Origin of the sequence: Clostridium sp. TF06-15AC (assembly GCF_003481165.1) — a bacterium.
Classification (GTDB): Bacteria; Bacillota; Clostridia; order Lachnospirales; family Lachnospiraceae; genus Otoolea; species Otoolea fessa.
Window position 1 is genome coordinate 147,755 of record NZ_QUKS01000001.1, and the last position, 24,415, is coordinate 172,169.

At 50.4% G+C, this 24,415-nt stretch carries 22 protein-coding genes; all 22 read left to right on the plus strand.

The genetic code is table 11. The features are described 5' to 3' along the window. Positions 1-50: 50 nt before the first annotated feature. The 22 genes from DXC57_RS00665 (at position 51) to DXC57_RS00770 (ending at position 24,406) form a co-directional block, all read left to right on the plus strand. On the plus strand, positions 51-278 hold the full coding sequence (locus DXC57_RS00665) for a DUF896 domain-containing protein (protein WP_022359502.1): 228 nt from the start codon (positions 51-53) through the stop codon (positions 276-278). 16 nt (positions 279-294) lie between these two features. Further along, positions 295-873: a 5-formyltetrahydrofolate cyclo-ligase gene (locus DXC57_RS00670; RefSeq protein ID WP_118472317.1), complete on the plus strand. Its 579-nt coding sequence runs from the start codon at positions 295-297 to the stop codon at positions 871-873. Between the two features lie 355 nt (positions 874-1,228). Further along, complete coding sequence (miaB, locus tag DXC57_RS00675) at positions 1,229-2,596, plus strand: tRNA (N6-isopentenyl adenosine(37)-C2)-methylthiotransferase MiaB (RefSeq protein WP_243017797.1); 1,368 nt, start codon at positions 1,229-1,231, stop codon at positions 2,594-2,596. 13 nt (positions 2,597-2,609) lie between these two features. Then, positions 2,610-3,887 (plus strand): L,D-transpeptidase family protein, encoded by a 1,278-nt coding sequence (locus DXC57_RS00680; protein ID WP_118650699.1) that lies wholly within the window; start codon positions 2,610-2,612, stop codon positions 3,885-3,887. Positions 3,888-3,989: 102 nt separating this feature from the next. Further along, positions 3,990-6,632, plus strand: a complete 2,643-nt coding sequence (gene mutS, locus DXC57_RS00685) for a DNA mismatch repair protein MutS (protein WP_118472320.1) — start codon at positions 3,990-3,992, stop codon at positions 6,630-6,632. A 32-nt stretch (positions 6,633-6,664) separates the two neighbouring features. Then, on the plus strand, positions 6,665-8,761 hold the full coding sequence (mutL, locus tag DXC57_RS00690; RefSeq protein WP_118650701.1) for a DNA mismatch repair endonuclease MutL: 2,097 nt from the start codon (positions 6,665-6,667) through the stop codon (positions 8,759-8,761). 24 nt (positions 8,762-8,785) lie between these two features. Further along, positions 8,786-9,769 (plus strand): tRNA (adenosine(37)-N6)-dimethylallyltransferase MiaA, encoded by a 984-nt coding sequence (gene miaA, locus DXC57_RS00695; protein ID WP_118472322.1) that lies wholly within the window; start codon positions 8,786-8,788, stop codon positions 9,767-9,769. 241 nt (positions 9,770-10,010) lie between these two features. Beyond that, positions 10,011-11,309 carry a methionine gamma-lyase family protein gene (locus tag DXC57_RS00700; protein ID WP_117795348.1) on the plus strand — a complete coding sequence of 433 codons (1,299 nt, stop codon included), beginning with the start codon at positions 10,011-10,013 and terminating at the stop codon, positions 11,307-11,309. A 135-nt stretch (positions 11,310-11,444) separates the two neighbouring features. Beyond that, on the plus strand, positions 11,445-11,699 hold the full coding sequence (locus DXC57_RS00705; RefSeq protein ID WP_106999848.1) for a DUF4321 domain-containing protein: 255 nt from the start codon (positions 11,445-11,447) through the stop codon (positions 11,697-11,699). 67 nt (positions 11,700-11,766) lie between these two features. Continuing rightward, positions 11,767-12,513: a DNA repair protein RadC gene (gene radC, locus DXC57_RS00710; protein WP_118522582.1), complete on the plus strand. Its 747-nt coding sequence runs from the start codon at positions 11,767-11,769 to the stop codon at positions 12,511-12,513. Next, the gene (gene mreC / locus DXC57_RS00715; protein WP_118650703.1) at positions 12,510-13,364 is read left to right on the plus strand and encodes a rod shape-determining protein MreC; all 855 of its coding nucleotides are present in this window, start codon (positions 12,510-12,512) and stop codon (positions 13,362-13,364) included. Before radC ends, mreC begins: the two co-directional genes overlap by 4 nt. Further along, complete coding sequence (gene mreD / locus DXC57_RS00720; RefSeq protein WP_022359512.1) at positions 13,345-13,863, plus strand: rod shape-determining protein MreD; 519 nt, start codon at positions 13,345-13,347, stop codon at positions 13,861-13,863. Before mreC ends, mreD begins: the two co-directional genes overlap by 20 nt. Continuing rightward, entirely contained in the window at positions 13,856-16,756 is a 2,901-nt protein-coding gene (locus DXC57_RS00725) for a penicillin-binding transpeptidase domain-containing protein (RefSeq protein WP_118650705.1), read from the plus strand. Before mreD ends, DXC57_RS00725 begins: the two co-directional genes overlap by 8 nt. Before the next feature lie 14 nt (positions 16,757-16,770). After that, a complete protein-coding gene (locus DXC57_RS00730; RefSeq protein WP_118522581.1) occupies positions 16,771-17,436 on the plus strand; it encodes a septum site-determining protein MinC in 666 nt (221 codons plus the stop codon). 84 nt (positions 17,437-17,520) lie between these two features. Further along, positions 17,521-18,312 carry a septum site-determining protein MinD gene (minD, locus tag DXC57_RS00735; RefSeq protein WP_022359515.1) on the plus strand — a complete coding sequence of 264 codons (792 nt, stop codon included), beginning with the start codon at positions 17,521-17,523 and terminating at the stop codon, positions 18,310-18,312. Positions 18,313-18,323: 11 nt separating this feature from the next. Continuing rightward, on the plus strand, positions 18,324-18,623 hold the full coding sequence (locus DXC57_RS00740) for a cell division topological specificity factor MinE (protein WP_022359516.1): 300 nt from the start codon (positions 18,324-18,326) through the stop codon (positions 18,621-18,623). 28 nt (positions 18,624-18,651) lie between these two features. After that, a complete protein-coding gene (locus tag DXC57_RS00745; RefSeq protein ID WP_338126552.1) occupies positions 18,652-19,728 on the plus strand; it encodes an FtsW/RodA/SpoVE family cell cycle protein in 1,077 nt (358 codons plus the stop codon). 82 nt (positions 19,729-19,810) lie between these two features. Next, the gene (locus DXC57_RS00750) at positions 19,811-20,206 is read left to right on the plus strand and encodes a methylglyoxal synthase (protein WP_022359519.1); all 396 of its coding nucleotides are present in this window, start codon (positions 19,811-19,813) and stop codon (positions 20,204-20,206) included. Further along, a complete protein-coding gene (locus DXC57_RS00755; protein ID WP_182457171.1) occupies positions 20,203-21,180 on the plus strand; it encodes a serine hydrolase in 978 nt (325 codons plus the stop codon). Before DXC57_RS00750 ends, DXC57_RS00755 begins: the two co-directional genes overlap by 4 nt. Before the next feature lie 87 nt (positions 21,181-21,267). Then, entirely contained in the window at positions 21,268-21,687 is a 420-nt protein-coding gene (locus tag DXC57_RS00760; RefSeq protein ID WP_022359521.1) for a hypothetical protein, read from the plus strand. Positions 21,688-22,100: 413 nt separating this feature from the next. Further along, complete coding sequence (locus DXC57_RS00765; RefSeq protein WP_118467662.1) at positions 22,101-23,342, plus strand: aminopeptidase P N-terminal domain-containing protein; 1,242 nt, start codon at positions 22,101-22,103, stop codon at positions 23,340-23,342. 2 nt (positions 23,343-23,344) lie between these two features. After that, positions 23,345-24,406, plus strand: coding sequence for a Xaa-Pro peptidase family protein (locus DXC57_RS00770; protein WP_118650707.1), 1,062 nt, complete (start codon positions 23,345-23,347; stop codon positions 24,404-24,406). Positions 24,407-24,415 lie beyond the last annotated feature (9 nt).

The following is a 24,415-nucleotide window of genomic DNA, read 5'->3' on the forward strand; positions in this document are numbered from 1 at the left end:
GTCTGCCTGTAGCTGCGAAGAAACAAGCATTATAAGAGGAGAAATGATAGATGAAACAGGAAAGAATTGACCGTATTAATACGTTATATCATAAGAGCCAGGCAGTTGGATTGACCGAAGAAGAGAAAAAAGAGCAGGCAGCGCTTCGGAAGGAGTACATTGAGTCAATCCGTGGAAATATGCGAGGACAGTTAAATTCGATACTGATTAAAGAGAAAGACGGTTCTATTACGGATCTGGGTAAGAAATACGGCGGCGTTACGGATACGAAGAATTAATTGAAGGGTAGAAGAGATGGTTATTCATTCATCTGGATCGCAGATATCAAAACAGGAGGTTCGCGCATATGTCCTTCAAAAACGCGGGACTCTGCTGCCAGAAGAAAAACAACGATGGGATGAGGCATTGTTAGAACGTCTCCACCCCTTCTTTCCATCAGCCGGGACGGCAGTGTATGCCTATACGAGTGTGCGCGGTGAGGCAAGTACGGAATATTTGATTGACGAGCTGTTAAAACGCGGCTGCCGGGTGGCGCTGCCGCGGGTGTTTGGGCGTGAGATGCGTTTTTTCTATGTCACAGATCGGTGTCAGCTTGTGACGGGGGCATATGGCATCCCGGAACCGGCGGACGGATGTCAGGAGGCAGATGCGCCGAAAGCGCTGGTGATCACGCCTGGCGTAGGGTTTTCCAAGGATGGAAACCGCATCGGTTATGGGGCGGGGTATTATGACCGCTTTTTTGCGGCAGAACCGGATCATATGGCGGTGGGACTCTGCTATGGATTCCAGTTGTTTCCGGCATTTGAAACCGAAAAGCACGATAAAAAAATGGCATATATTGTGACACCGGAGCAGACAATTAAAGTTTTGTAATGTCTGGCGCACTCGCGCGAAGCAGAAACATATCAAAGGCATACAGGAACAGAGCAGCCGTGTGGTAAACTCTGTTTTTGCTTCCAGATACATGAACCGGAATATTTTGTAAGAAACTGGAAAGGATTCTGGCAGGAATGGGACTTGCGAAAATGAGCACCATATAGTAATATTATCTAATGTATGAAATATTAGGATTATTAGGATAATGAAAGAATAGTAAGGAGCAATACAATTTATGGATTTACATACAAACGATTCGTCCGAATCCGCAGCAGGCGTGTTTGTGTCTGACAAATGTCAGATTCCGGTGGGCGGTGTACCGCAGCAGGAACCGGAGCGCCAGCAGTATTATATGGCACTCTGCCGCCAGAAGGTACAGGAGATTTCGGACAAACTGGGGCGTCCGCTGACCTGCTTTATCTCGACGTTTGGATGTCAGATGAATGCACACGATTCAGAAAAGCTTCTCGGTATTCTGCTGGAAGCAGGATTTGTGGAAGGAACCAGTGAGGAATCGGATTTCGTCCTCTACAATACATGTACAGTCCGTGAAAATGCGAACCTGCGCGTGTATGGACGTTTAGGGTATCTTCACAGCCTCAAGAAAAAGAATCCGCACATGATGATCGCACTCTGCGGCTGCATGATGCAGGAGCCGGAGGTTGTAGAGAAATTAAAGAAGAGCTACCGCTTTGTGGACTTGATTTTCGGTACGCACAATGTATATAAACTGGCAGAGCTGCTGGAACAGCGCTTTGAGACGGGGAAGATGGTCATCGATATCTGGAAAGGAACTGATAAGATCGTTGAGGATCTGCCGTCGGAGCGCAAATATACATTTAAGTCTGGCGTTAATATCATGTTTGGCTGCAACAATTTCTGCAGCTATTGCATCGTCCCGTATGTGCGCGGACGCGAGCGCAGCCGTGCGCCGGAGGACATCATCCGTGAGATTGAAGAGCTGGTTAAGAACGGCGTCGTGGAGATCATGCTGTTAGGGCAGAATGTCAATTCCTACGGAAAGAACCTGGAATCTCCAATTACCTTTGCAGAACTTCTGCGCCGGGTAGAGCGGATTGAGGGGCTTAAACGGATCCGTTTCATGACCTCCCATCCGAAGGATCTGTCGGATGAGCTGATCGAAGTGATGGCATCTTCCAAGAAGATCTGCCGCCATCTGCATCTGCCGCTTCAGTCGGGCAGCAGCGAGATCCTAAAGAAGATGAACCGCCATTACACGAAGGAGCAGTATCTGGAACTGGCAGAGCGCATCCGCAAGGCGGTACCGGATATTTCCCTGACGACGGATATCATCGTTGGATTTCCGGGAGAGACGGAGGAAGATTTCGAGGAGACACTGGAGGTTGTGCGGAAAGTCCGCTACGACAGCGCATTTACCTTTATTTATTCGAAGCGCACCGGAACTCCGGCGGCAGCGATGGAAAATCAGGTTCCAGAAGAAGTTGTCAAAGAACGTTTCGACCGTCTGCTCGCAGAGGTACAGGCGATTTCTGCACAGGTCTGTGGACGAGATGTCCATACGGTGCAGGAGGTTCTGGTGGAGGAACCGGACAGTCACGTGGAGGGACTGGTAACCGGACGTATGTCCAATAACACAATCGTTCATTTCCCAGGTGGAAAAGAGCTGATTGGTAAAATTGTTAAAGTATATCTGAAGGAATCCAAGGGATTTTACTATATGGGATCCCTGGTAGATTAAGGAGGATAAATTTATGAAAAAGCATTATAAAGGATTGACGGTTCTGCTGTCAGCCTGCATGCTGGCAGGAAGTGCTTCTGTCGCATATGCAGGACCGGCAGATGACATTGCAAACGGTACAGTCGGTATGCCAAACACCGGTTCGTCAACATCGGCAGAGCAGTTCAACCAGGGAACCGGGCAGCAGGATGAGAACACGGCACTTCATGTCGGCGTCAATTATCTGTATAATGCGGAAGGCGATATTTCTGCATTTGCGATGGATTTGAAAAACTTTGAGGGGATCGGCGGCGTGTCCTATCGTGCATATACCAACACAGGCGGTTATCTGTGGTGGTACCATGACGGCATCCAGACCGGTGTGGTTGGTTCTGGAAGCTGGGTAGAGGCGATCCAGATTCAGCTTTCCGGTCAGGCTGAGAAGATGTACGATGTTTACTATAGCGTTACATCCAGCGGTCAGGGCAAGATGGGATATGCGAAGAACGGCGAAGTGGCTGGTACCGTGGATATCGGCGAGAAGATCCTTTCGATTGAAGTCGTATTAGTTCCGAAGGGAAGCGCAGGTCCGCAGAGTGCAGCACCGCGCTACAAATCAGCTGCTTCCGGCAGACTGAGCGTAGCAGAAAATGCAACGGTTATGTTCAATGAGGACGGAAGCGTATATAACGGCTGGCTTTCCGATGACTTTGTACGTTATTATTTTGAAAATGGCTATGCAAAGACCGGCTGGCAGTATATCGATGGTTACAAGTTCTACTTTGACTCCTGCGGTCGTCTGGTTCAGGACGTAGACAGCCTGATTGGCAAGCAGTCCGATTATCTCCTGAAGGTAAATAAGACACTGAACTGCCTGACGGTTTATGCAAAAGACGGCAATAACGGATATATTATTCCAGTGAAAGCGATGCTGACCTCCGTCGGTGATGATACACCGATTGGAACTTTCAAGACACCGGAGAAATATCGCTGGAGACTGATGGTAAATGATACTTACACCCAGTATGCAACCCGTATCACACAGGGATTCCTGTTCCATTCGATTACATACGCAACCCCGAATGGGAATAACCTTCTGACCGTCGGCTATAATGGTCTGGGTGTTTCCCGTTCTTTAGGCTGTGTACGCCTGAACTGTAGAAACTCCAAGTGGGTATATGATAACTGCCATCTGGGAACGACTGTACAGGTATACGAGGATGCCAATGTAGCATCTCCATTTGATAAGCCGGAGCTGGTACCGATCTCCGATCAGCAGACCTGGGATCCGACGGATCCGAAATTCAACTAAAATAAAACGACAGCGGTCTGTCCGGTCTGGCATTCAGATGAGTGAAGTGCCGGAAAACGGGCGGATCGCGATGAAGAGAGGTAAATTGTGGCACTTTCACCAATGATGACTCATTATCTGGAGACGAAAAAACAGTATCCGGACTGTATTCTGTTTTATCGTCTTGGCGATTTCTATGAGATGTTTTTTGAGGATGCCCAGACTGTTTCGAAAGAACTGGAACTTACCCTGACTGGAAAAGACTGCGGACTGGAGGAACGCGCGCCTATGTGCGGTGTTCCTTATCATGCCGTAGAGGGTTATTTGAGCCGTCTCGTCCAGAAGGGCTATAAGGTCGCCATCGCAGAGCAGATGGAGGATCCGAAACAGGCAAGGGGACTTGTGAAGCGGGAGGTAATCCGGGTGGTGACGCCGGGAACCCTGACAAATTCACAGGTTCTGGAGGAATCAAAAAACAATTACCTGATGGGAATTGTATACATAGACGGTGTATTCGGCGTTTCGACGGTTGATGTCAGCACGGGCGACTATCTTGTGACGGAGGTTCGCAACGAGCGCAGTCTGTTAGATGAAATTTATAAATTTTCGCCGTCGGAGCTTATCTGCAACGAGGCTTTTTACATGTCAGGAATCGATTTAGAGGACTTGAAAGTACGGTTAAACGCCGTGATCTCAGCACTTGAAAATCGGTTCTTTTCTGATGATTCCTGCCGGAGAATCCTGCGGGAACATTTTCATGTAGAGCACCTGGAAGCGTTGGGACTGGCAGACTATGAGACGGGCGCGATCGCGGCGGGTGCTGTCCTGCAGTATCTGTATGAGACGCAGAAAAATACACTGGAACACCTGACGCGCCTGACTGTCTATACGACCGGACAGTTTATGATGCTGGATACGTCCACGCGCCGGAACCTGGAGCTTACAGAGACGCTCCGGGAAAAGCAGAAGCGGGGAACACTTCTCTGGGTGCTTGATAAGACGAAAACGGCGATGGGCGCCCGTATGCTGCGGACACTTGTGGAGCAGCCGCTCATCAGCCGGGAGGAGATCCTGCGCCGCCAGAATGCGATCGAAGAGCTGAACATGAACTATATCAGCCGCGAGGAGCTGTGCGAATATCTGAATCCGATCTACGATCTCGAACGTCTGATCGGACGCATCAGTTACCGGACGGCAAATCCGCGCGATCTCATCGCGTTTGGCAATTCACTGGCGATGCTTCCGTATATCAAACAGATTTTGAAGGAGTTTTCAGGCGAGCTGCTTAAAAACCTGGAAACCGCTCTGGATCCACTGGCAGATTTGAAGGAACTGATTGACAAGGCGATCGTGGAAGAGCCGCCGATCACGGTGCGCGAGGGCGGCATCATCAAGGAAGGCTACCATGAGGAGGCAGACCGTCTGCGTCATGCAAAGACAGAAGGAAAAGACTGGCTGGCACAGTTAGAGCAGAGCGAGCGCGAAAAGACAGGCATCAAAAACCTGAAAGTCAAGTTCAATAAGGTATTTGGCTATTATTTTGAGGTGACTAATTCCTTTAAGGATCTGGTGCCGGATTATTTCATCCGTAAACAGACCCTGACAAACGCAGAGCGCTATACGACCGACCGGCTGAAAGAGCTGGAAGATATCATTCTCGGCGCCGAGGACAAGCTGGTTTCTCTGGAATATGATCTGTTCTGCCAGGTGCGCGACCAGATCGCGGGCGAGGTAAACCGGATTCAGAGTACCGCCCGTGCGATCGCGATGACGGATGTGCTGGCGTCTCTGTCGGTGGTGGCGACGCGTTACAATTACGTGAAACCTCATATCAACGAAAAGGGCATCATCCGCATCAAAAACGGACGTCATCCGGTCGTAGAGCGCATGATGGGCGGCGAGATGTTTGTCGCCAATGACACATATTTAGACAACGGAAAGAACCGGATTTCGATCATTACCGGTCCGAACATGGCTGGTAAGTCAACTTATATGCGTCAGACGGCGCTGATCACGCTGATGGCGCAGATCGGAAGCTTCGTCCCGGCGGATGAGGCGGATATCGGTCTCTGCGACCGTATTTTTACCCGTGTGGGCGCTTCGGATGATTTGGCATCCGGTCAGAGTACCTTCATGGTGGAGATGACCGAGGTTGCGAATATCCTGCGGAATGCGACGAAAAACAGCCTTCTGATTCTCGACGAGATCGGGCGCGGTACGAGTACCTTCGACGGCCTTTCGATCGCCTGGGCGGTTGTGGAGTATATTAGTAATACGAAGATTCTGGGTGCTAAGACGCTGTTTGCGACACATTACCATGAACTGACAGAGCTGGAAGGAACCTTAAGCGGCGTCAACAACTACTGTATCGCGGTCAAGGAACAGGGCGACGATATCGTCTTCTTGCGTAAAATCGTGAAGGGTGGCGCCGATAAGAGCTACGGCATCCAGGTGGCGAAGCTTGCAGGCGTTCCGGCTCCGGTCATCGATCGGGCAAAAGAACTGGTGGAAGAGTTGAGCGATGCCGACATTACAGCGCGTGCGAAGGAGATTGCAGAAAATGGTCCGGGAACCCAGACGCGCAAAAAGGTGGCAAAACCGGACGAGGTAGATCTGCAGCAGATGTCGATCTTTGACACGGTCAATGAGGACGATATCATCAAGGAGATCATGGAACTGGAAGTAAACCGGATGTCTCCGCTGGATGCGCTCAATACATTAGATAAGCTGCAGGCGAAGCTGAAAAACCGGTGGATGCACCAGTAAAAAAGAGTTTAGGAAGGATGTGGAGGAGATAGATGGCTGCGATTCAGGTCTTGGATTCCAATACAATCAATCAGATTGCAGCCGGCGAGGTCATTGAACGGCCGGCGTCGGTTGTCAAGGAGCTTTTGGAAAATGCGATCGATTCGAAGGCGACGGCGATCACGGTGGAGATTCAGGGCGGCGGTCTGCAGACGATCCGGGTGACGGATAACGGAAGCGGCATTGTACGCGAGGAGATCCCACTGGCATTTAAGCGCCATGCGACCAGCAAGATCCGGACGGCGTCGGATTTGTTTCAGGTGGCATCGTTAGGGTTCCGCGGCGAGGCGCTGGCGTCGATCGCGTCGGTGGCGAAGGTGGAACTGATCACGAAAACAAACGATTCGATCAGTGGTTCCCGTTACCGCATCGAGGGCGGCGAGGAACTGGGACTGGAGGAGGTCGGTGCGCCGGAAGGTACGACCTTTATCGCCAGAGATCTGTTCTACAATACACCGGTACGCCGGAAGTTTTTAAAAACGCCGGCGACAGAAGGATCCCATGTGGCAGATTTAGTCGAAAAGATTGCTCTGTCGCATCCGGAAATCTCCATCCGTTTCATCAATAACAACCAGAGCCGTCTCCATACCTCTGGAAATCATAACTTAAAAGATATAATTTATGCGGTCTTTGGACGCGAGATCACGGCAAACCTGATTGAGGTGGATGCCGGAGCTGATCCGATCCGGGTAGGCGGCTTCATCGGTAAGCCGCTGATCGCGCGCGGCAACCGCACGTATGAAAATTATTTCATCAACGGACGCTATATCAAGAGCAGTATCATCGGAAAGGCGATCGAGGACGCATATAAACCGTTCATGATGCAGCACAAGTATCCATTTACGATGCTGCAATTTACGATCGATCCGTCGTATATTGACGTCAACGTCCATCCGGCGAAGATGGAGATCCGTTTCAGGGACGGCGAACAGATCTACCGGATGGTCTACCATACGATCGCGATGGCACTCGCTAACCGGGAACTGATTCCGGCGGTTTCGCTGGAGAATGAGAAGGATGCAGAGAAAGAGCTGAAGATTCCGGGGCTGGAAAAGGGAGTGCTGCCGGAGCTTCCAACCAGAAAGATGGAAAGCAGCCAGGGCAGCCGTCCGTCCTTAAAACCGGTCCGTATCCGTGAGGAACATCCGGAACCGTTTGAGACGAAACGTCTGGGGGCGTCGCAGGCAGAAATGATGTCGGTCTCGGAAGATATGCCGGGATATGGGGCTGAAAACGGCAGCGGATCAAATGTGGCTGTGTCAGGAACGGGGCGGTTCGATGAAGTGTTTGGAAGAACCGACACAACCGGCAGAGTTGAAAATGTTTCAATTAATACAGAGTCAGATCTGCCAGAGCCGACCACGTCAGCGCCTTCCAGCGAATCCGTCTCAGCTTCAGCGGGGCAAACTGTATCTCCTGCATCTGTTTCAACGGGAGTGACCCAGTCCGCCCCATCTGAAAAGCCCCGTCAGATGGATCTGTTTGAAGATAAACTCCTGACCAAACCGGCGCGTGCGAACCACCGCCTGATCGGACAGCTGTTTGACACATACTGGCTGGTGGAGTATCATGATAATCTGTACATCATTGATCAGCATGCGGCGCATGAGAAAATCCTCTATGAGCGGACGATGGCATCCCTTCAAAAGAGGGAGTACACCTCCCAGATGATCGATCCGCCGATCATTTTGAGTCTCAACAGCAGTGAGCAGCTCAAATTAGAGCAGTATATGGAACATTTTACCTCGATTGGATTTGAGATTGAGCCGTTTGGCGGCAAGGAGTACGCGGTGCGTGCCGTTCCGGCGAACCTCTTTTCCGTCGCAAAACGCGAGCTTCTGATGGAGATGATCGACGATCTGGCGGAGGGCAATGGAAGCGGAACCCCGGATCTCATCAATGAGCGTGTGGCGACGATGTCGTGTAAGGCGGCGGTCAAGGGCAATCACACATTATCATTTGCCGAAGCGGACAAGCTGATCGATGAGCTTCTGGAACTCAAAAATCCGTATGCGTGCCCACATGGACGCCCAACGATCATATCGATGAGCAAATATGAGTTGGAGAAGAAATTCAAACGGATTGTATAACCCATTAAAAGGAGAGAAAGTCTTATGGGAAATCTGGAACAAGCGGCTGAAAAAAAGCCCCTGATTGTCCTGACCGGACCGACAGCAGTCGGAAAAACGGCGCTGTCCATTCAGCTTGCCAGGCGGATCGGCGGCGAGATCATCAGCGCGGATTCGATGCAGGTGTACCGCCACATGGATATCGGTACGGCAAAGATACGCCTGGAGGAGATGGACGGTGTGCCGCACCATCTGATCGATATTTTAGAGCCGACTGAGGATTTCAATGTCGTGCGGTTTCAGGCGCTTGCCCGCGCGGCGGCGGAAGATATTTACAGCCGCGGAAAAATTCCGATCGTGGCAGGTGGAACCGGCTTTTATATTCAGGCACTGCTCAATGATATTGATTTCACCCAGATCGACGAAAATACGCAGTTTCGGGAGGAGATGGAACGCCTGGCAGCCGAACAGGGGGCGGAAGTCCTGCATGAGCGCCTGCGGGCGGTCGATCCAGAATCGGCGGAGGCGATCCACGCAAACAATGTAAAACGTGTGATCCGCGCGCTGGAATATTATGAGCAGACGGGCGAGAAGATTTCTGCCCACAATGAGGCGGAGCGGGCAAAGACTTCACCGTACCATTTCTTCTATTATGTATTAAATACCGATCGGACGGTTCTTTATGAGCGGATCGAGAAGCGGATCGATGAGATGATGGAAGAGGGACTGGTCGAGGAAGTGAGGCAGCTGCAGGCGATGGGCTGCAGGCGTGATTCAGTGGCGATGCAGGGACTTGGATATAAAGAAATTCTGGCATATTTAAATGGCGAAATGTCATTGGAGACAGCGGTCAATATCCTGAAACGCGATACGCGCCATTTTGCGAAACGTCAGCTTACCTGGTTCCGGCGGGAACGCGACGTGCGTTTCTTATATTTGCCGGAATTTGATAATGACCGGGAACGCGTGCTGGAACATATTCTGCAGGAATTAGCGGCGGAAGCGGGTATTATGGAGTGTGATTCATAAGATGGATGGAACACTCTAAATTATAAATTGTAAAAATCAAGAAAAGTTAAAGAAACAAAAAAGGAATTATAGAATAACCGTAACTGTTCAGTAGGTCTGCGCATTTACTGCGCTGACCGTACGAAAACATGGGTCAGCAGGCAAAAATCCCATTGCCGTAGGCAATTTTTAATGGATTTTTGCGCGTGACTGTGAAGGTACTGAACAGTTACGAATAACCGACAACAGGAAAGGAAGCACCATGGAGTTAGAGAAAATGTATGGCGACCTCGGCATTTCGAAAGAAGTGCTTGAATATGGAGCCAGAATCGAAGCGGCTCTGGAAGACCGTTTCACAGAGATCGATGGCAATGCAGAGTACAATCAGTTAAAGGTAATCGCTGCGATGCAGAAAAACCGCGTCAGCGATATTCATTTTTCCGGTACAACCGGATATGGTTACAACGACCTCGGACGTGAGACGCTGGAACAGGTATATGCGGATGTATTCCACACTGAGGACGCGCTGGTGCGCCCGCAGATCGTGTGCGGAACGCACGCGCTCTACACGGCATTAGCCGGAAACCTGCGCCCGGGTGACGAGCTGCTTTCGCCGGTGGGAAAACCGTATGATACTCTGGAGGAAGTGATCGGCATCCGCGAGTCCAACGGTTCCCTGCGGGAGTACGGCATTTCATACCGTCAGGTTGACCTGCTGCCGGACGGAACCTTCGATTACGACGGCATCCGCGCGGCGATCAACGAGAAGACAAAACTGGTAACCATCCAGCGTTCCAAGGGATACGCATCCCGCCCAACCCTCTCGGCAGAGCAGATCGGTGAACTGATTGCATTTGTTAAATCCATCAAACCGGAAGTGATCTGTATGGTAGACAACTGCTATGGCGAATTCGTTGAGCGGATCGAACCGAGCGATCTCGGTGCGGACATGGTAGTCGGTTCCCTGATCAAAAACCCGGGCGGCGGACTGGCGCCGATCGGCGGCTATATCGCCGGAACCAGACAGTGCATCGAAAATGCAGCGTACCGCCTTGGTTCTCCGGGACTCGGACGGGAGGTCGGCGCGAGTCTTGGCGTCAACCAGTCCTTCTTCCAGGGACTTTTCCTGGCACCGACCGTTGTATCCGGCGCATTAAAGGGAGCTATCTTTGCGGCAAACGTCTATGAGCGCCTGGGCTTTGATGTGGTTCCGAACAGCACGGAGCCGCGCTATGATATCATTCAGGCGATCACGTTTGGAAAACCGGAGGGTGTTATTGCGTTCTGCCAGGGCATTCAGGCGGCGGCGCCGGTTGACAGCTATGTATCGCCGGAACCGTGGGATATGCCGGGGTATGATTCCCAGGTTATTATGGCAGCAGGTGCCTTTATCCAGGGATCCTCGATAGAGCTTTCCGCGGATGGTCCGATCAAACCGCCGTACAGCGTCTTCTTCCAGGGCGGACTGACCTGGTACCATGCGAAGTTAGGCATTTTAATGTCCCTGCAGAAGCTTCTGGATGCAGGCATAGTAAAACCTGAGCAGCTCAAAATCGACTAGAAATGACGTTTTTTGAATGATTTTGTAATTAATTTTAAGAAAACTTTAAAAAAAAATCTGCCGGACTGTCTATACACATTCCGGCAGTTTGTGCTAAGATAATAAAGATTATAGAAAGGGACGGTATTCAGTATCATGAATCGAGCAAAAAATTTCTGGATTCTGCTGCTGCTTCTGATGACAGGGATTGTGTTAGGTGGATTTATCGGAAATATGGCCTCCGGCGTCAGGGGACTGTCGTGGCTGAATTACGGACAATCCTTCGGTCTGATGGACCCGGTTGTTCTTGATTTAGGAATCCTGGTTATCACGTTTGGTCTGTCAATCCGGGTGACGATGGCGAGCATCATCGGCGTTGTCATTGCACTGATCGCATATCGTCTGATTTAATCAAAGAATCCCGACTGGCGGGAATGGCTTTCTGTATGCGGAGGAGAGGCACGCAGGAGGACAATCAATGAAAAAAGAAACAAAGAAACCAGTAAAAAGTTCTGAACCGACCGCTGGATGGCGTCTTACCATGAAAGATATCCCTGAAAAAGACCGCCCCTACGAAAAATGTGAGAGGGAGGGAGTTGGGGCACTGACGGACGCCGAGCTTTTAGCGATCCTTATCCGGACCGGAAACCGGCAGGAGTCGGCACTTTCCCTGGCAACCCGGATTCTGGCGCAGGCGCAGCCGCCGGGAATTTTAGGGCTTTTGCATCTGACTCTTCCAGAACTGATGGAGCAGAAAGGAATCGGCAGGGTCAAGGGAATCGAACTTTTGTGTGTGGGAGAACTGTCACAGCGGATCTGGCGCACCTTGACGCTTTCAGAAGCGCCTGCGTTTACGGCGCCGGAGGCGATCGCCGCCTTTTATATGGAGGAAATGCGTCACAAAGAGCAGGAAGAGATGCACCTGATGATCCTCAATACGAAGCAGAGGCTGATTCGGGATATCCTGCTGTTTCGGGGAACCTTCAATCACTCTCCGGCGTCTCCGAGGGAGATATTTATCGAGGCGCTGCGCTATCATGCAGCCAGCATCGTTTTAGTACATAATCATCCGAGCGGGGATCCTACCCCCAGTGCGGAGGATCGGCGGACGACCGTCCGGATTCAGGAGGCGGGCGCTATGCTGGGAATCCGGCTTTTGGATCATGTGATTATCGGCGAACAAGCCTATTTTAGTTTCAAAGAACGGGGAATACTATCATTATGAAAAACAGCAAGTATATTCTGGCAGGTATGTCAGCCTTCTGTCTTGTGCTGATTACAGCAACGTCTATCAAATCAAGCTTTCTGATGCCGCTTCGGACGGGTGTCGGTTTTGTTCTGGTACCGCTGCAGTCAGGCGTCAACGCGATTGGCACAGGACTCTACAATGCGCTTGAAAATTTTTCCTCCCTGCGGGAGGCGCAGGAGGAGAACAAAAATCTCCAGATGCGTCTGGATCAGATGGTGGAAGAGAACAACCGCTTGCAGTCGGAGCTTTACGAGTTAGACCGTCTCAGAGAGCTGTATCAGCTTGATCAGGAATATATGCAGTATAAAAAAATAGCCGCCCGTGTCATTGCAAAGGACTCTGGAAACTGGTTTCAGGTATTCCGGATCGACAAGGGAGCGGACGATGGCATCCAGGAAGATATGAATGTCATGGCAGGCGGCGGACTGGTCGGTATTGTAACCGATGTCGGGGCAAACTATGCAACTGTCCGCGCGATCATCGATGATGACAGCAACGTCAGCGGCATGTCCCTGCGGACCGGCGATACCTGTAATGTATCCGGCAACCTGACGCTTTACCAGGATGGACGGCTGGGACTTGACCATATCAAGAAAGAGGCAGATATCCAGGAGGGCGACAAGATCGTGACCTCCAATATCAGTGATATTTTCCTGCCGGGCATTCTCATCGGTTATGCCTCCGGGCTGACGACCGATGCCAACAACGTAACCAAATCCGGTACAATCATTCCGGTTGCAGATTTTGATAACCTGCAGGAGGTACTGGTAATCACCCAGCTGAAAAATGGGGATGGAGGCGACAATAATGCGGAAACTGCTGATTAACCTTGTCATGCTGATTCTGGCATTCACGATCCAGATCTGCGTGTTCCCACAGATCGCCTTCTTATCTTCGGCTCCGAACCTGCTGCTGATTGTGGTGTTTGTGTGCAGCTTCATCGAGGGGCGCGAGCGGGGGATGTTCTACGGGCTGGTGGCAGGTCTTTTTATGGATCTGTTTTACAGTGGACCATTTGGCTTTTATACACTGTTTTTCATCAATCTGGGGTATGTCAGTGGAATCTGCAACAAGTATTATTATGAAGACTACATCACGCTGCCGCTGCTTTTGAGCCTGGCAAGTGATTTAATCTATAACCTGTACATCTATGTATTCCGGTTCCTGATACGGAATCGTCTGAATTTTGGGCATTATCTGGTCTCCATCATTATCCCGGAGATCATATTTACCACGGTTACGACGCTTGTCGTATACCGGTTTTTCCTTTTTATCAACCGGAAACTGAAAGAATGGGAACAAAGGAGAGATTCGAACATTGTTTGATGACCTGAAAGAATATCTGCGAGAATGGTTCAAAAAAGTGATTACCTCCCGGCTTTTTGTCCTGGCGGTTGTGTTCTGCCTGATGTCGTCCGCATTGGTGATGCGGTTGTTCAATCTGCAGATCATCAAGGGCGAAGAGTATCAGGATGCATATACAGCGATGACGGAAAAAGTCATAAAGACTGCCAGCACGCGGGGTAATATCTACGATCGGAACGGCAATGTGCTGGCGTACAACGAACTGGCATACGACGTTACCATACAGGATACCGGTGCGTACAAGACGGATGCACAGTGGAACACGATGCTCTACGATCTGGTATCGATCTTGAATAAACACGGTGAGAGCGCACAGACCAGTTTAGAGCTTACGCTCGATCACGATGGAAATGTCGTGTATACCTCCGAGACACAGTCCGGACGCAAGCGATTCCTGCGTGATTATTATGGTCTTAAAAATGTGGATGAGATGGACGATTCAGATGGAAAATACCCGTCCGACATTTCAGCGCCAGATCTGCTGGAGCGGATGAAAAAGGAGTACCACCTGACACTCGGTGACGATAAGAACCGGGACGGGCGCCCGCTTGACAAAGACGGCAATCCGATCGATGTTTCGGATGAGGTGGCGCTGCAGATCGTCGGTATCCGCTACACGATGCGTTTTACCGCGTTCCAGAAGTACGAATCGACAACGATCGCGACGGATATCAGCGATGAGACCGTTGCAGACATTTTAGAGCACGCAGCCGATCTGGTGGGCGTCAATATACAGGAATCGACGATCCGTGTGTACAATGAAAGCCTCTACTTTGCGCCGATCATTGGATATACGGGAAAAGTAACGAGCGAACGTCTGGAGGAGTTAAAGACGGTCAACGATGACTATGAGTTAAATGATGTCGTAGGCCGTACCGGCATCGAATCCTCGATGGAGCTGGAATTAAAGGGTAAGAAAGGTTCCCAGACGGCATATGTAGATAACGTCGGAAGAATCCTAAGCGTGACCGGGGAAGTCGCACCGGTGGCAGGCAACGATATCTGGCTGACCCTCGATCTGAACCTTCAGAAGGGTATTTACCACATTCTGGAGAAGCAGCTGGCGGGCGTCTTGTTAAAGACGATTGTCAACCAGGATGAGAAAGATATCGCTTATATCGATTCTTCCAGTATTAAGATACCGATCAAGAAGGCATACTTCCAGCTGATCAACAACAACGTCCTCTCGATTGACAATTTCGCTTCCGAAGAGGCATCCGATGTGGAACAGCAGATTTATCAGAAGTACGAGAGCTCACGCGTGCGGATTGAACAGGAACTGCGGGGCGAACTGCAGTCTGAAAATGCAACGCCGATGAACGCGCTGTCAGAGGAAATGCAGGCATATATGCAGTATATCTATTCGTATCTTTCTTCCAGCAACAAGGCGATTGTCCAGCGTGATGCGATCGATACGTCCAGTGACATGTATCAGGCGTGGAAGAACGGTACGATCAGTCTGCGGGAATACTTATATTATGGAATTGCCAACAACTGGATCGATACGACGAAGCTGGACATCCAGAGCCGGTATTCGAATGCGGACGATGTCTTCACGGCACTGCTGGACGACTGTTTCCGCGATCTGGAACAGGATCCGGCATTCGAGAAACTGATTTATCAGTATTTAATCAATAATAATGTTGTGACCGGGCGCGAGCTCTGTATGGCGCTCTATTCCCAGAATGTGCTTGCATACGATGAGAATGAGGTCAACCTGCTGCGTGTCAGCGGGGAAGAATATGCGTACCAGTTCCTGATGAATAAGATCCGCAATATTGAGATCACACCGGCGCAGCTGGCACTTGACCCGTGTACGGCGAGCTGTGTCGTGACGAGCGCGAAGACTGGCGAGGTGCTGGCACTGGTATCTTATCCAAGCTATGACAACAACCGGATTTCGGACAGTACCTATTTTGCCCAGCTAAATGCCGATCAGTCGCTGCCACTGCGAAACAATGCGACGCAGACACTGAAAGCACCAGGCTCCACCTTCAAGCCGATCACGGCGATTGCAGGTCTGGAAGAGGGGGCAATCACGCTTTCTGATATGATTAACTGTACCGGTATTTATGAGGAAGTCAGCAATCCGATCCGATGCTGGAAATATCCGGGCTTCCACGGACCGTTAAATGTCGTGGGAGGCATCGAAAATTCCTGTAACTATTTCTTCTCGGAGGTGGCGCACCGCCTGTCCACAGAGGCAGATGGAAGCTACAAACCGGAGAAAGGTCTGGAGACGCTGAAAAAATACGCGACCATGTTCGGTTTGGACCAGACTTCGGGCATTGAAATCTCGGAGGCGACGCCGTCTATCAGTGATACCGATCCGGAGCGTTCCAGTATGGGACAGGGTACGCACCAGTTTGCGAGCGTGCAGCTTGCCCGCTATGTGACGGCGCTTGCCAACCGCGGCACGGTCTATGATCTGAGCTTGATTGATAAGGAAACGGATTCCCAGGGTAATCTGGTCAAGGATTATTCGCCGGCTGTGGCGTCAACCCTTGATTTCCAGACAAGCACCTGGGATGCAGTCCAACAAGGTATGCGCCAGGTAGTTACCAACAGTTCGACCAAGCGTGTGTTTGATGGTCTGGACGTACACGTGGCCGGTAAGACCGGTACGGCGCAGGAGTCCCAGAAACGGGGCAACCACGCGTTCTTTATTTCGTTTGCACCGTATGAGAATCCGGAAATTTCGGTGACGGTCAGTATCCCGAATGGATATTCTTCTTCGAATGCGGCGATGGTGGCAAAACACGTATACCGTTACTTCTATGGCTATGCGAGTCTGGATGATATCCTGAATTCAGGAGCTTTGGATGCGTCCAATGAACGAATCAATGGAGATTAAGAGGTGATGGAACTATGAAAAGTTCCGTAGTAATAAAGGGATGTAAGTCCGGTATGACGGTAATTCTGAATCCGGACACCCCCTTTGAACAGTTACTGGAGGATGTAGGGAAAAAGTTTAAAGAAAGTGAAAAATTCTGGGGATCCGCCCAGATGACGCTGACCCTGGAGGGGAGAGAACTGACCCCAATCGAGGAACTGCAGGTGACGGATGCGATTACCGCCAATTCCCAGATAGAGATTCTCTGTCTGCTGGATACTGACGCTAACCGCATCGCCCGCTGTGAAAAGGCGCTGACCGAGCGGCTGATGGAGCTGACTGCCCGGACGGGACAATTCTATAAGGGTAATTTATCCCGGGGCGATCTGCTGGAATCCGATGCGAGTATCGTGATCATCGGGGATGTGGAGCGCGGCGCGCGTGTCAGCGCACGGGGCAATATCGTCGTTCTTGGCACGCTGGCGGGTTCCGCCCATGCTGGGGCGGCGGGAAGTGAGGACGCGGTGATCACCGCGCTGGAAATGTCGCCGATGCACCTTCGGATTGCTGATCTGACAGCCAAAACGCGCAGCCAGGGTAAAAAGATGGGGCGCGGACCGATGATTGCATCGGTATCCGATGGAAACATTGACGTAGAATCGGTCAAAAAAAGTTTTTTAGATTATTTTCATTTTATTTAGCGTATTTAATGGATTTAAGACTGGAATTATTCTACTTTTTAGAGTAGAATAAAATGGTAAAACAGAATACAGGAGGATGTTCCTATGAGCGAAGTTATCGTTATTACTTCCGGAAAAGGAGGCGTCGGCAAAACGACAACCTCAGCGAACGTCGGCACCGGGCTTGCCATGCTCGGCAAACGGGTGGTTCTCATCGACACTGATATCGGTCTGAGAAACCTGGATGTCGTCATGGGACTGGAAAACCGGATTATCTACAATCTGGTCGATGTGATCGAGGGAAACTGCCGGATGAAGCAGGCGCTGATTCGAGACAAAAGATATCCTGACCTGTTCTTATTACCTTCCGCCCAGACGCGGGACAAGTCGTCCGTGAGTCCGGGGCAGATGATAAAATTAGTAGAAGACTTAAGAGAAGAGTTTGATTACATACTGCTTGACTGTCCCGCTGGGATTGAGCAGGGCTTTCGCAATGCGATCGCCGGGGCGGACCGGGCGCTGATTGTCACGACACCGGAGGTATCCGCGATAAGGGATGCTGACCGGATCATCGGACTTTTAGAAGCATCCGGGGTCGGGCGTATGGACCTGATCATCAACCGGATCCGGAGCGATATGGTGCGCCGGGGCGATATGATGTCGGTGGATGATGTGATGGATATTCTGTCTGTCCCTGTGATTGGCACAGTCCCGGACGATGAGGATATCGTTATATCCACGAATCAGGGCGAACCGCTGGTCGGCATGAATGGATATGCCGGGCAGGCATATTTAAACATATGCAAACGAATACTTGGAGAATCGGTACCATTTATACAGCTTGATGCGTCTCCGGGCTTCTGGTCCCGGATATCCGGCTTCCTCAAACGTGCATAGGAGGGGACGCTATGATTCTGATTGCAGAACTGTTTACGAAAAAGAATTCCGGCGAGATAGCCAGAAAGCGTTTAAAACACCTTCTGACTGCCGATCGGGCGGGTTGTTCGCCGGAACTTCTGGATCTGATTCGCGCAGATTTCCTGAGGAGCGTGTCACGTTATCTGGAGATTGATCCGGGGGATGTGACACTCCGGATTCTGAGGACATCCTCAGAACAGCCGGCGGAGGTATTCCCGGCGGTCTGTGCGTCGGTGCCGGTTCTTACTTTAAGGAGCCATTTACAGCATGATATTCGATTACCAATTTAGAAATTACAACTTTCGAGCCCTCATTTATATGATTCTGCTGAGTGTTCTCGGCATTTTGGTTGTCGGGAGCGCCAGCAATCAGGACCGTTCCTCTGTGATAAAACAGATTATCGGAGTGGTTGTATCCCTGATTATCTGTCTGGTTCTGTCTTTGATTGATTACCATCAGTATTTCCGATTTACCACGCTTATCTATGTGGTCTGTGCCGGAATGCTGGCGGCAGTTCTTTTGTTTGGACGTACCACCAAGGGCGCGACCCGCTGGCTGCGGATCGGCGGGATTCAGATCCAGCCGTCCGAGTTTGTAAAGATCGGTCTGATCCTCATCCTGGCGAATTTTCTTTCCAGAAACCGGGAGAAAATCAATGAGCCAAAGACATTGGGGATGACGGCGCTTATCTGTGCCCTTCCGGTCGGCATGGTATATTTACAGCCGAACCTTTCCACCACCATCGTCATCTGCTTCATGATTCTGTGCATGATTTATGTAGCCGGTATCAGTTACAAATGGATTGCCGGTGCGGTGGCGGTCGGGGTACCTGGATTTGCGGCGCTTATCTATCTGTCGCTGCAGGGATTCATCCCGTTTCTCCAGAAATACCAGGCACAGCGTATCATGGGAAAGATTTTCCACAGCAGCAGTGAATTTACGGATCTGAACCGTCAGCAGGATAACTCCATGATGGCGATCGGCTCCGGGCAGCTGCGCGGCAAGGGGCTTTTTAACAACACATTAAGCTCCGTCAAGAATGGAAATTTCCTCTCGGAGGAACAGACAGACTTTATCTTCGCTGTTATCGGAGAGGAACTTGGGTTTGTCGGCGGCGTGGCGGTCATTGCCCTCTATGCGCTGCTGGTGTATGAGTGCCTCTGGATTGCGGCGCGCGCAAAGGACACAGCTGGACGTCTGATTGCATCGGGCATGGCGGCGCTTCTGGCGTTCCAGAGTTTTGCCAACATTGCGGTAGCCACGGGAATCTTCCCGAACACGGGTCTTCCGCTTCCTTTCATAAGCTCCGGACTTAGTTCGTTGCTCAGTATGTTTATCGGAATGGGAGTTGTTCTCAATGTTGGATTGCAACGAAATAACGTAACCGTTCAGTAAGTACATGCATGGACTGTGAAGCTGCATGGAAATTGAATTTTATGGTTATGAAAAATAGGAATCATTAAGGAGGCAGGTATAGATGTATATCGGGTTAATCGCACATGATGCGAAGAAAAAACTGATGCAGAACTTCTGTATCGCATATCGCGGCATCCTGAGCAAGCATGAACTCTATGCGACAGGAACGACAGGCCGCCTGATTGAGGAGGTTACGAATCTGACCCTCCATAAATATCTGCCGGGTCATCTGGGAGGTTCCCAGCAGCTCGGCGCACAGATCGAACACAATCAGATCGATCTGCTGATTTTCCTGCGCGATCCGTTGGCGCCGAAGCCGCATGAGCCAGATGTTAATGATGTTGTCCGCCTCTGTGATATTCACAATATCCCGATGGCGACAAACCTGGCGACGGCAGAGCTTCTCGTTAAGGCGCTTGACCGCGGCGATATGGAATGGCGGGAGATGTACAAATGAGAAAACAGACAATCGGACTTGCGGGCGCACTGATGCTTTGCGGTATCAGCACGCTGACCGGCTGTGGTGCCCGCGGTCTGGAACAGGCATATTCATTTCAAGAACGGGAAGCGCAGATGACGCCAGCGGCAGGTGCCGGGCTGGCGCCCTTTTTTGCGTCTTCTCTCTGCGTACCGGAATCTGCAGACGGCGATATTGCTCCAGATGATGCGGTGACGGCGCAGGCGGGCGCATTGTTTGATGTGACCGACTCCAGCGTTATATATGGTAAGAACATCTATGACCAGATGTACCCGGCGAGCATTACGAAGGTAATGACGGCGATCATCGCGATCGAGGAAGGCAATCTTTCCGATGCGGTGACGGCAAATGACGATGTCGTGATCCACGAGGCAGGCGCTTCGATGGCAGGCATCAAGCCGGGCGATACCTTTACGCTGGAGCAGCTCTTATACGGACTGATGATTCCGTCCGGCAACGATGCAGCCAATGCGATTGCGGATCATATCGCCGGAAGCACGGATGCGTTTGTGGAGAAGATGAATGCGAAAGCGAAGGAACTCGGTGCGACCCACACGCATTTTGTCAATGCAAATGGTCTGCACAGCACCGACCACTATACAACGGCATATGATCTCTACCTGATTTTCAACGAGGCGCTTAAACTGCCGCTGTTTTGTGAGATCATCAACGCGCAGTCTTATACAGCTGATTATACCGATGCAAATGGAGCCGCAAAACAGCAGGTCTGGAAGGTTGGCAACTGGTATCTGAAGGGAGACCGCGAGGCACCGGAGGGAGTGACTGTCTTAGGCGGCAAAACCGGCACCACACAGGCGGCTGGCTACTGCCTGATCATGGCGAGCGATGGGGACGATGGCAAGGAATATATATCGGTTGTGCTAAAATCTGCAAATCGTCCGTCACTTTATGACAATATGACGGAAATTTTGACTAAAATTTCAAATAAGTGATTGCAATATTTATAAATTTATACTATAATTATTTATACAATAAAAGATTTTACATACAACTTAAATAAACTCAAGGAGGAGATTGTTATGGTTCAGATCATCGCAGGAGCAAAGGGAAAAGGAAAAACTAAATATTTACTCGATATGGCGAACACGGCTGTCAAAGAAGCCAAGGGTTCCGTTGTCTATCTGGATAAGAGTTCCAAACATATGTATGAGTTGAATAACCAGATTCGCCTTATCAATGTACAGGAATATCCGATTGATACCAGCGATGGATTTATCGGATTTATTTGTGGTATTATCTGCCAGGATCACGATCTGGAGCAGATGTATCTTGACAGCTTCCTGAAACTTGCCTGCCTCGAGGGAGCGGATATTGAAGAGACCTACAAGACGCTGGAGACCATCAGTGAGAAATATCATGTAAAATTCGTTTTAAGCATATCCATGAATGCAGCCGATCTTCCAGAGTGCGCGAAAGAAAGTGTTGTAGTATCTTTATAAGAGATTAAAAATGAATGAAACCGCAGCTGTCAGCGCAGGGCGGAGACAGGAGACTGTCCGATTCATCTGAAAAAGGAGAATTGGATGGTCTCTTTTTTTTCCTAATTTTCTAGTTTGGGCTCAAAACCATCTTTCCACATTTTCATTGAAATGCTTCTTTTGCAGGTACCACCTTTGGGAAAAAATAGATATGCTTTTACATTTTTTTCAAAATTATAAGTATTTCCTATCATGCATATGAAATTTTTTGTATTGGATAAAAAAATTACAAAATATACTGAAAAATAATTGTAAAATTTCGATTTATACGGTATAATGACACGTGTCGGGAGACAAAAGATTCCGATGCGTCTATTTGTGAGACAGATACAAAAGTATGCGGAAATCATTTAAAAGACAGGAAGGAAAATACTATGAATGCAGAATTCTACCAGGGGAACCGACAGCGGCTGTATGACAGCCTTCCGGATCACACCCTGCTTCTCCTGTTTTCCGGTTCTTCCATCCGAAAAACAGCCGATGAAAATTATCCGTTTTATGCCGATCGGAGTTTTCTCTATCTGACCGGCATCGGGCAGGAACACACAGTCCTGATGGCAGAGAAGGACGGAGAAGAGGTACAGGAAACACTTTACATACTTCCGCCGGATATGCTGGCCGAGCGGTGGACCGGGAAACGGTTCACACCGGAGGAGGCCAGGGCGCGATCCGGGGCCGCGCAGATCGCATCGAGCGGCGAGTGGGAAAACCGTCTGAAACTTCTGATGCGGAGCGGACGGTTTGAGCGGATTGCGATGGATCTGTACCGGCACGATCCGGAGGATGCAGATACCGAGAGTATCCGGATGGCACGGAAACTTAGAAAGTGGTACCCGGCAGCCACACTCACGGATATTTCCCGTCAGATACGCCGCCAGCGCACCATCAAGCAGCCGTGTGAGATCGAGGCGATGCGGGAGGCAGTCAAGATTACAAGGGACGGCATTCTGGCGATGATGAAGGCATCAAAGCCGGGAATGTACGAATACCAGTATAAAGCCGAATTCGACTACGCACTGGCGCAGCACGGATGCCTTGCACCGGCATTTCCGAGTATCATTTCCGCGGGAGCCAATAATTTCTGTATTCACTATTATGAGTACACAGGGCAGGCGAAGGACGGCGATATGATTCTCAACGACGTAGGCGCCCAGTACGACCACCTCTTCAATGATGTATCGCGCGGCTGGCCGTGCAACGGAAAGTTTTCCGAACGGCAGCGACTTCTTTACACATGTGCATACCGGACTTCGCAGCACATGTTCTCTATCATCCGGCCGGGAATGAAGATGGCAGACGTGGACCGGCTGGCGAGGGAATACAATTTCGAACAGCTCAAAGCGATCGGCTTATGTGACCGGTATGAGGATGTCGGCAGATATATCTGGCACGGCGGCGCCCACCATGTTGGCTGGGACACACATGATCTGGTCGATGTCGATATCGTAGAGCCGGGTATGGTTTTCTGCGTGGATATCGGCATCTACTGCGAGGAATGGGGCATCGGCTTCCGCCTCGAGGATAACTGCCTGGTAACGGAGGATAGCTGTGAGAATCTGACAGCATCCATCCCCAGAACGATAGAGGAAATAGAATCAGTGATGGGAGGAGAGTAAGCATGGAACAGTTACTTGCGTATATGCAGAAAGAGCACCTGGATGGCATGTTCATCAGCCGCCCGGTCAATGTAAAGTATGTCAGCCATTATACCGGCGAAGATTCCTGGCTTTTTATCACGGAGCAGGAAAAATTCTTTCTGACAGATCCGCGCTACACCGAGCAGGTTTCCTATGAGTGCCCGGATTACACAATTTTGAACTGGAGAGACACCTACGGTTCCATCGGAAAGGCACTTGCCTACGCGGCGGAAAAGGTTGGGGCAAAGACGATCGGCTTTGAAGCAGCCCACCTGACCGTTGAACAGTACCAGAACCTCCAGTCGGAGGTAAAAGCAGAGCTGGTACCGGCGGACGGCATCATCGAGGAGTTCCGCTCCATCAAGAGGCCGGAAGAGATTGAGTGCCTGCGTATCTCCTGTGATATTGCTTCAAGGGCATATGAAAAGATCCAGAAGGATATCCGGGTCGGCATTACCGAGAAAGAGCTGGCGGCGCGTTTAAGCCTCTATATGGTTCTGGAGGGCGCGGATACACAGCCATACGGCAATATCCTCATCTCCGGTGCGAGAACATCCCTGCTTCATGGAATTCCGTCCCAGAAGGCGATTGAATACGGCGATCTGGTCCTGATGGATTATGGATGCCAGTATCATGGTTATTTATCTGATATGACGCGTACCCTGGTAGTCGGACGCGCAACGCCGAAGCAGAAGGAAGTATACAGGATTGAGCAGCAGATGGTCGCTGCGGTGGAAGGATTCTTAAAAGATGGGGTTTCGGCATCGGATGCATATTATGAATCCACGAAGATCATCGAGGGGACTGAGTATTTTCCGTATCACTACACAGGAATCGGACACGGCGTCGGCATGTTTGTCCATGAGATCCCATTTATGAGCCCTGTTTCTAAAAATATCGTGCATGCCAATAATGTCATGACCGTGGAACCGGGTATCTATATTCCAGGATGGGGCGGTATCCGCATTGAGGATCAGCTTCTCATCACGGAGACAGGCAATGAAAACCTGATCAGCGCCACCAAGGAGCTGATTGAGCTTTAATAAAAGAGG

What these genes read in the sequence shown, in the direction of transcription:
- DXC57_RS00665 (WP_022359502.1), top strand. Translation starts at nt 51, where the DNA reads ATGAAACAGGAAAGAATTGACCGTATTAATACGTTATATCATAAGAGC.
- DXC57_RS00670 (WP_118472317.1), top strand. Translation starts at nt 295, where the DNA reads ATGGTTATTCATTCATCTGGATCGCAGATATCAAAACAGGAGGTTCGC.
- miaB (WP_243017797.1), top strand. Translation starts at nt 1,229, where the DNA reads ATGGCACTCTGCCGCCAGAAGGTACAGGAGATTTCGGACAAACTGGGG.
- DXC57_RS00680 (WP_118650699.1), top strand. Translation starts at nt 2,610, where the DNA reads ATGAAAAAGCATTATAAAGGATTGACGGTTCTGCTGTCAGCCTGCATG.
- mutS (WP_118472320.1), top strand. Translation starts at nt 3,990, where the DNA reads ATGATGACTCATTATCTGGAGACGAAAAAACAGTATCCGGACTGTATT.
- mutL (WP_118650701.1), top strand. Translation starts at nt 6,665, where the DNA reads ATGGCTGCGATTCAGGTCTTGGATTCCAATACAATCAATCAGATTGCA.
- miaA (WP_118472322.1), top strand. Translation starts at nt 8,786, where the DNA reads ATGGGAAATCTGGAACAAGCGGCTGAAAAAAAGCCCCTGATTGTCCTG.
- DXC57_RS00700 (WP_117795348.1), top strand. Translation starts at nt 10,011, where the DNA reads ATGGAGTTAGAGAAAATGTATGGCGACCTCGGCATTTCGAAAGAAGTG.
- DXC57_RS00705 (WP_106999848.1), top strand. Translation starts at nt 11,445, where the DNA reads ATGAATCGAGCAAAAAATTTCTGGATTCTGCTGCTGCTTCTGATGACA.
- radC (WP_118522582.1), top strand. Translation starts at nt 11,767, where the DNA reads ATGAAAAAAGAAACAAAGAAACCAGTAAAAAGTTCTGAACCGACCGCT.
- mreC (WP_118650703.1), top strand. Translation starts at nt 12,510, where the DNA reads ATGAAAAACAGCAAGTATATTCTGGCAGGTATGTCAGCCTTCTGTCTT.
- mreD (WP_022359512.1), top strand. Translation starts at nt 13,345, where the DNA reads ATGCGGAAACTGCTGATTAACCTTGTCATGCTGATTCTGGCATTCACG.
- DXC57_RS00730 (WP_118522581.1), top strand. Translation starts at nt 16,771, where the DNA reads ATGAAAAGTTCCGTAGTAATAAAGGGATGTAAGTCCGGTATGACGGTA.
- minD (WP_022359515.1), top strand. Translation starts at nt 17,521, where the DNA reads ATGAGCGAAGTTATCGTTATTACTTCCGGAAAAGGAGGCGTCGGCAAA.
- DXC57_RS00740 (WP_022359516.1), top strand. Translation starts at nt 18,324, where the DNA reads ATGATTCTGATTGCAGAACTGTTTACGAAAAAGAATTCCGGCGAGATA.
- DXC57_RS00745 (WP_338126552.1), top strand. Translation starts at nt 18,652, where the DNA reads ATGATTCTGCTGAGTGTTCTCGGCATTTTGGTTGTCGGGAGCGCCAGC.
- DXC57_RS00750 (WP_022359519.1), top strand. Translation starts at nt 19,811, where the DNA reads ATGTATATCGGGTTAATCGCACATGATGCGAAGAAAAAACTGATGCAG.
- DXC57_RS00755 (WP_182457171.1), top strand. Translation starts at nt 20,203, where the DNA reads ATGAGAAAACAGACAATCGGACTTGCGGGCGCACTGATGCTTTGCGGT.
- DXC57_RS00760 (WP_022359521.1), top strand. Translation starts at nt 21,268, where the DNA reads ATGGTTCAGATCATCGCAGGAGCAAAGGGAAAAGGAAAAACTAAATAT.
- DXC57_RS00765 (WP_118467662.1), top strand. Translation starts at nt 22,101, where the DNA reads ATGAATGCAGAATTCTACCAGGGGAACCGACAGCGGCTGTATGACAGC.
- DXC57_RS00770 (WP_118650707.1), top strand. Translation starts at nt 23,345, where the DNA reads ATGGAACAGTTACTTGCGTATATGCAGAAAGAGCACCTGGATGGCATG.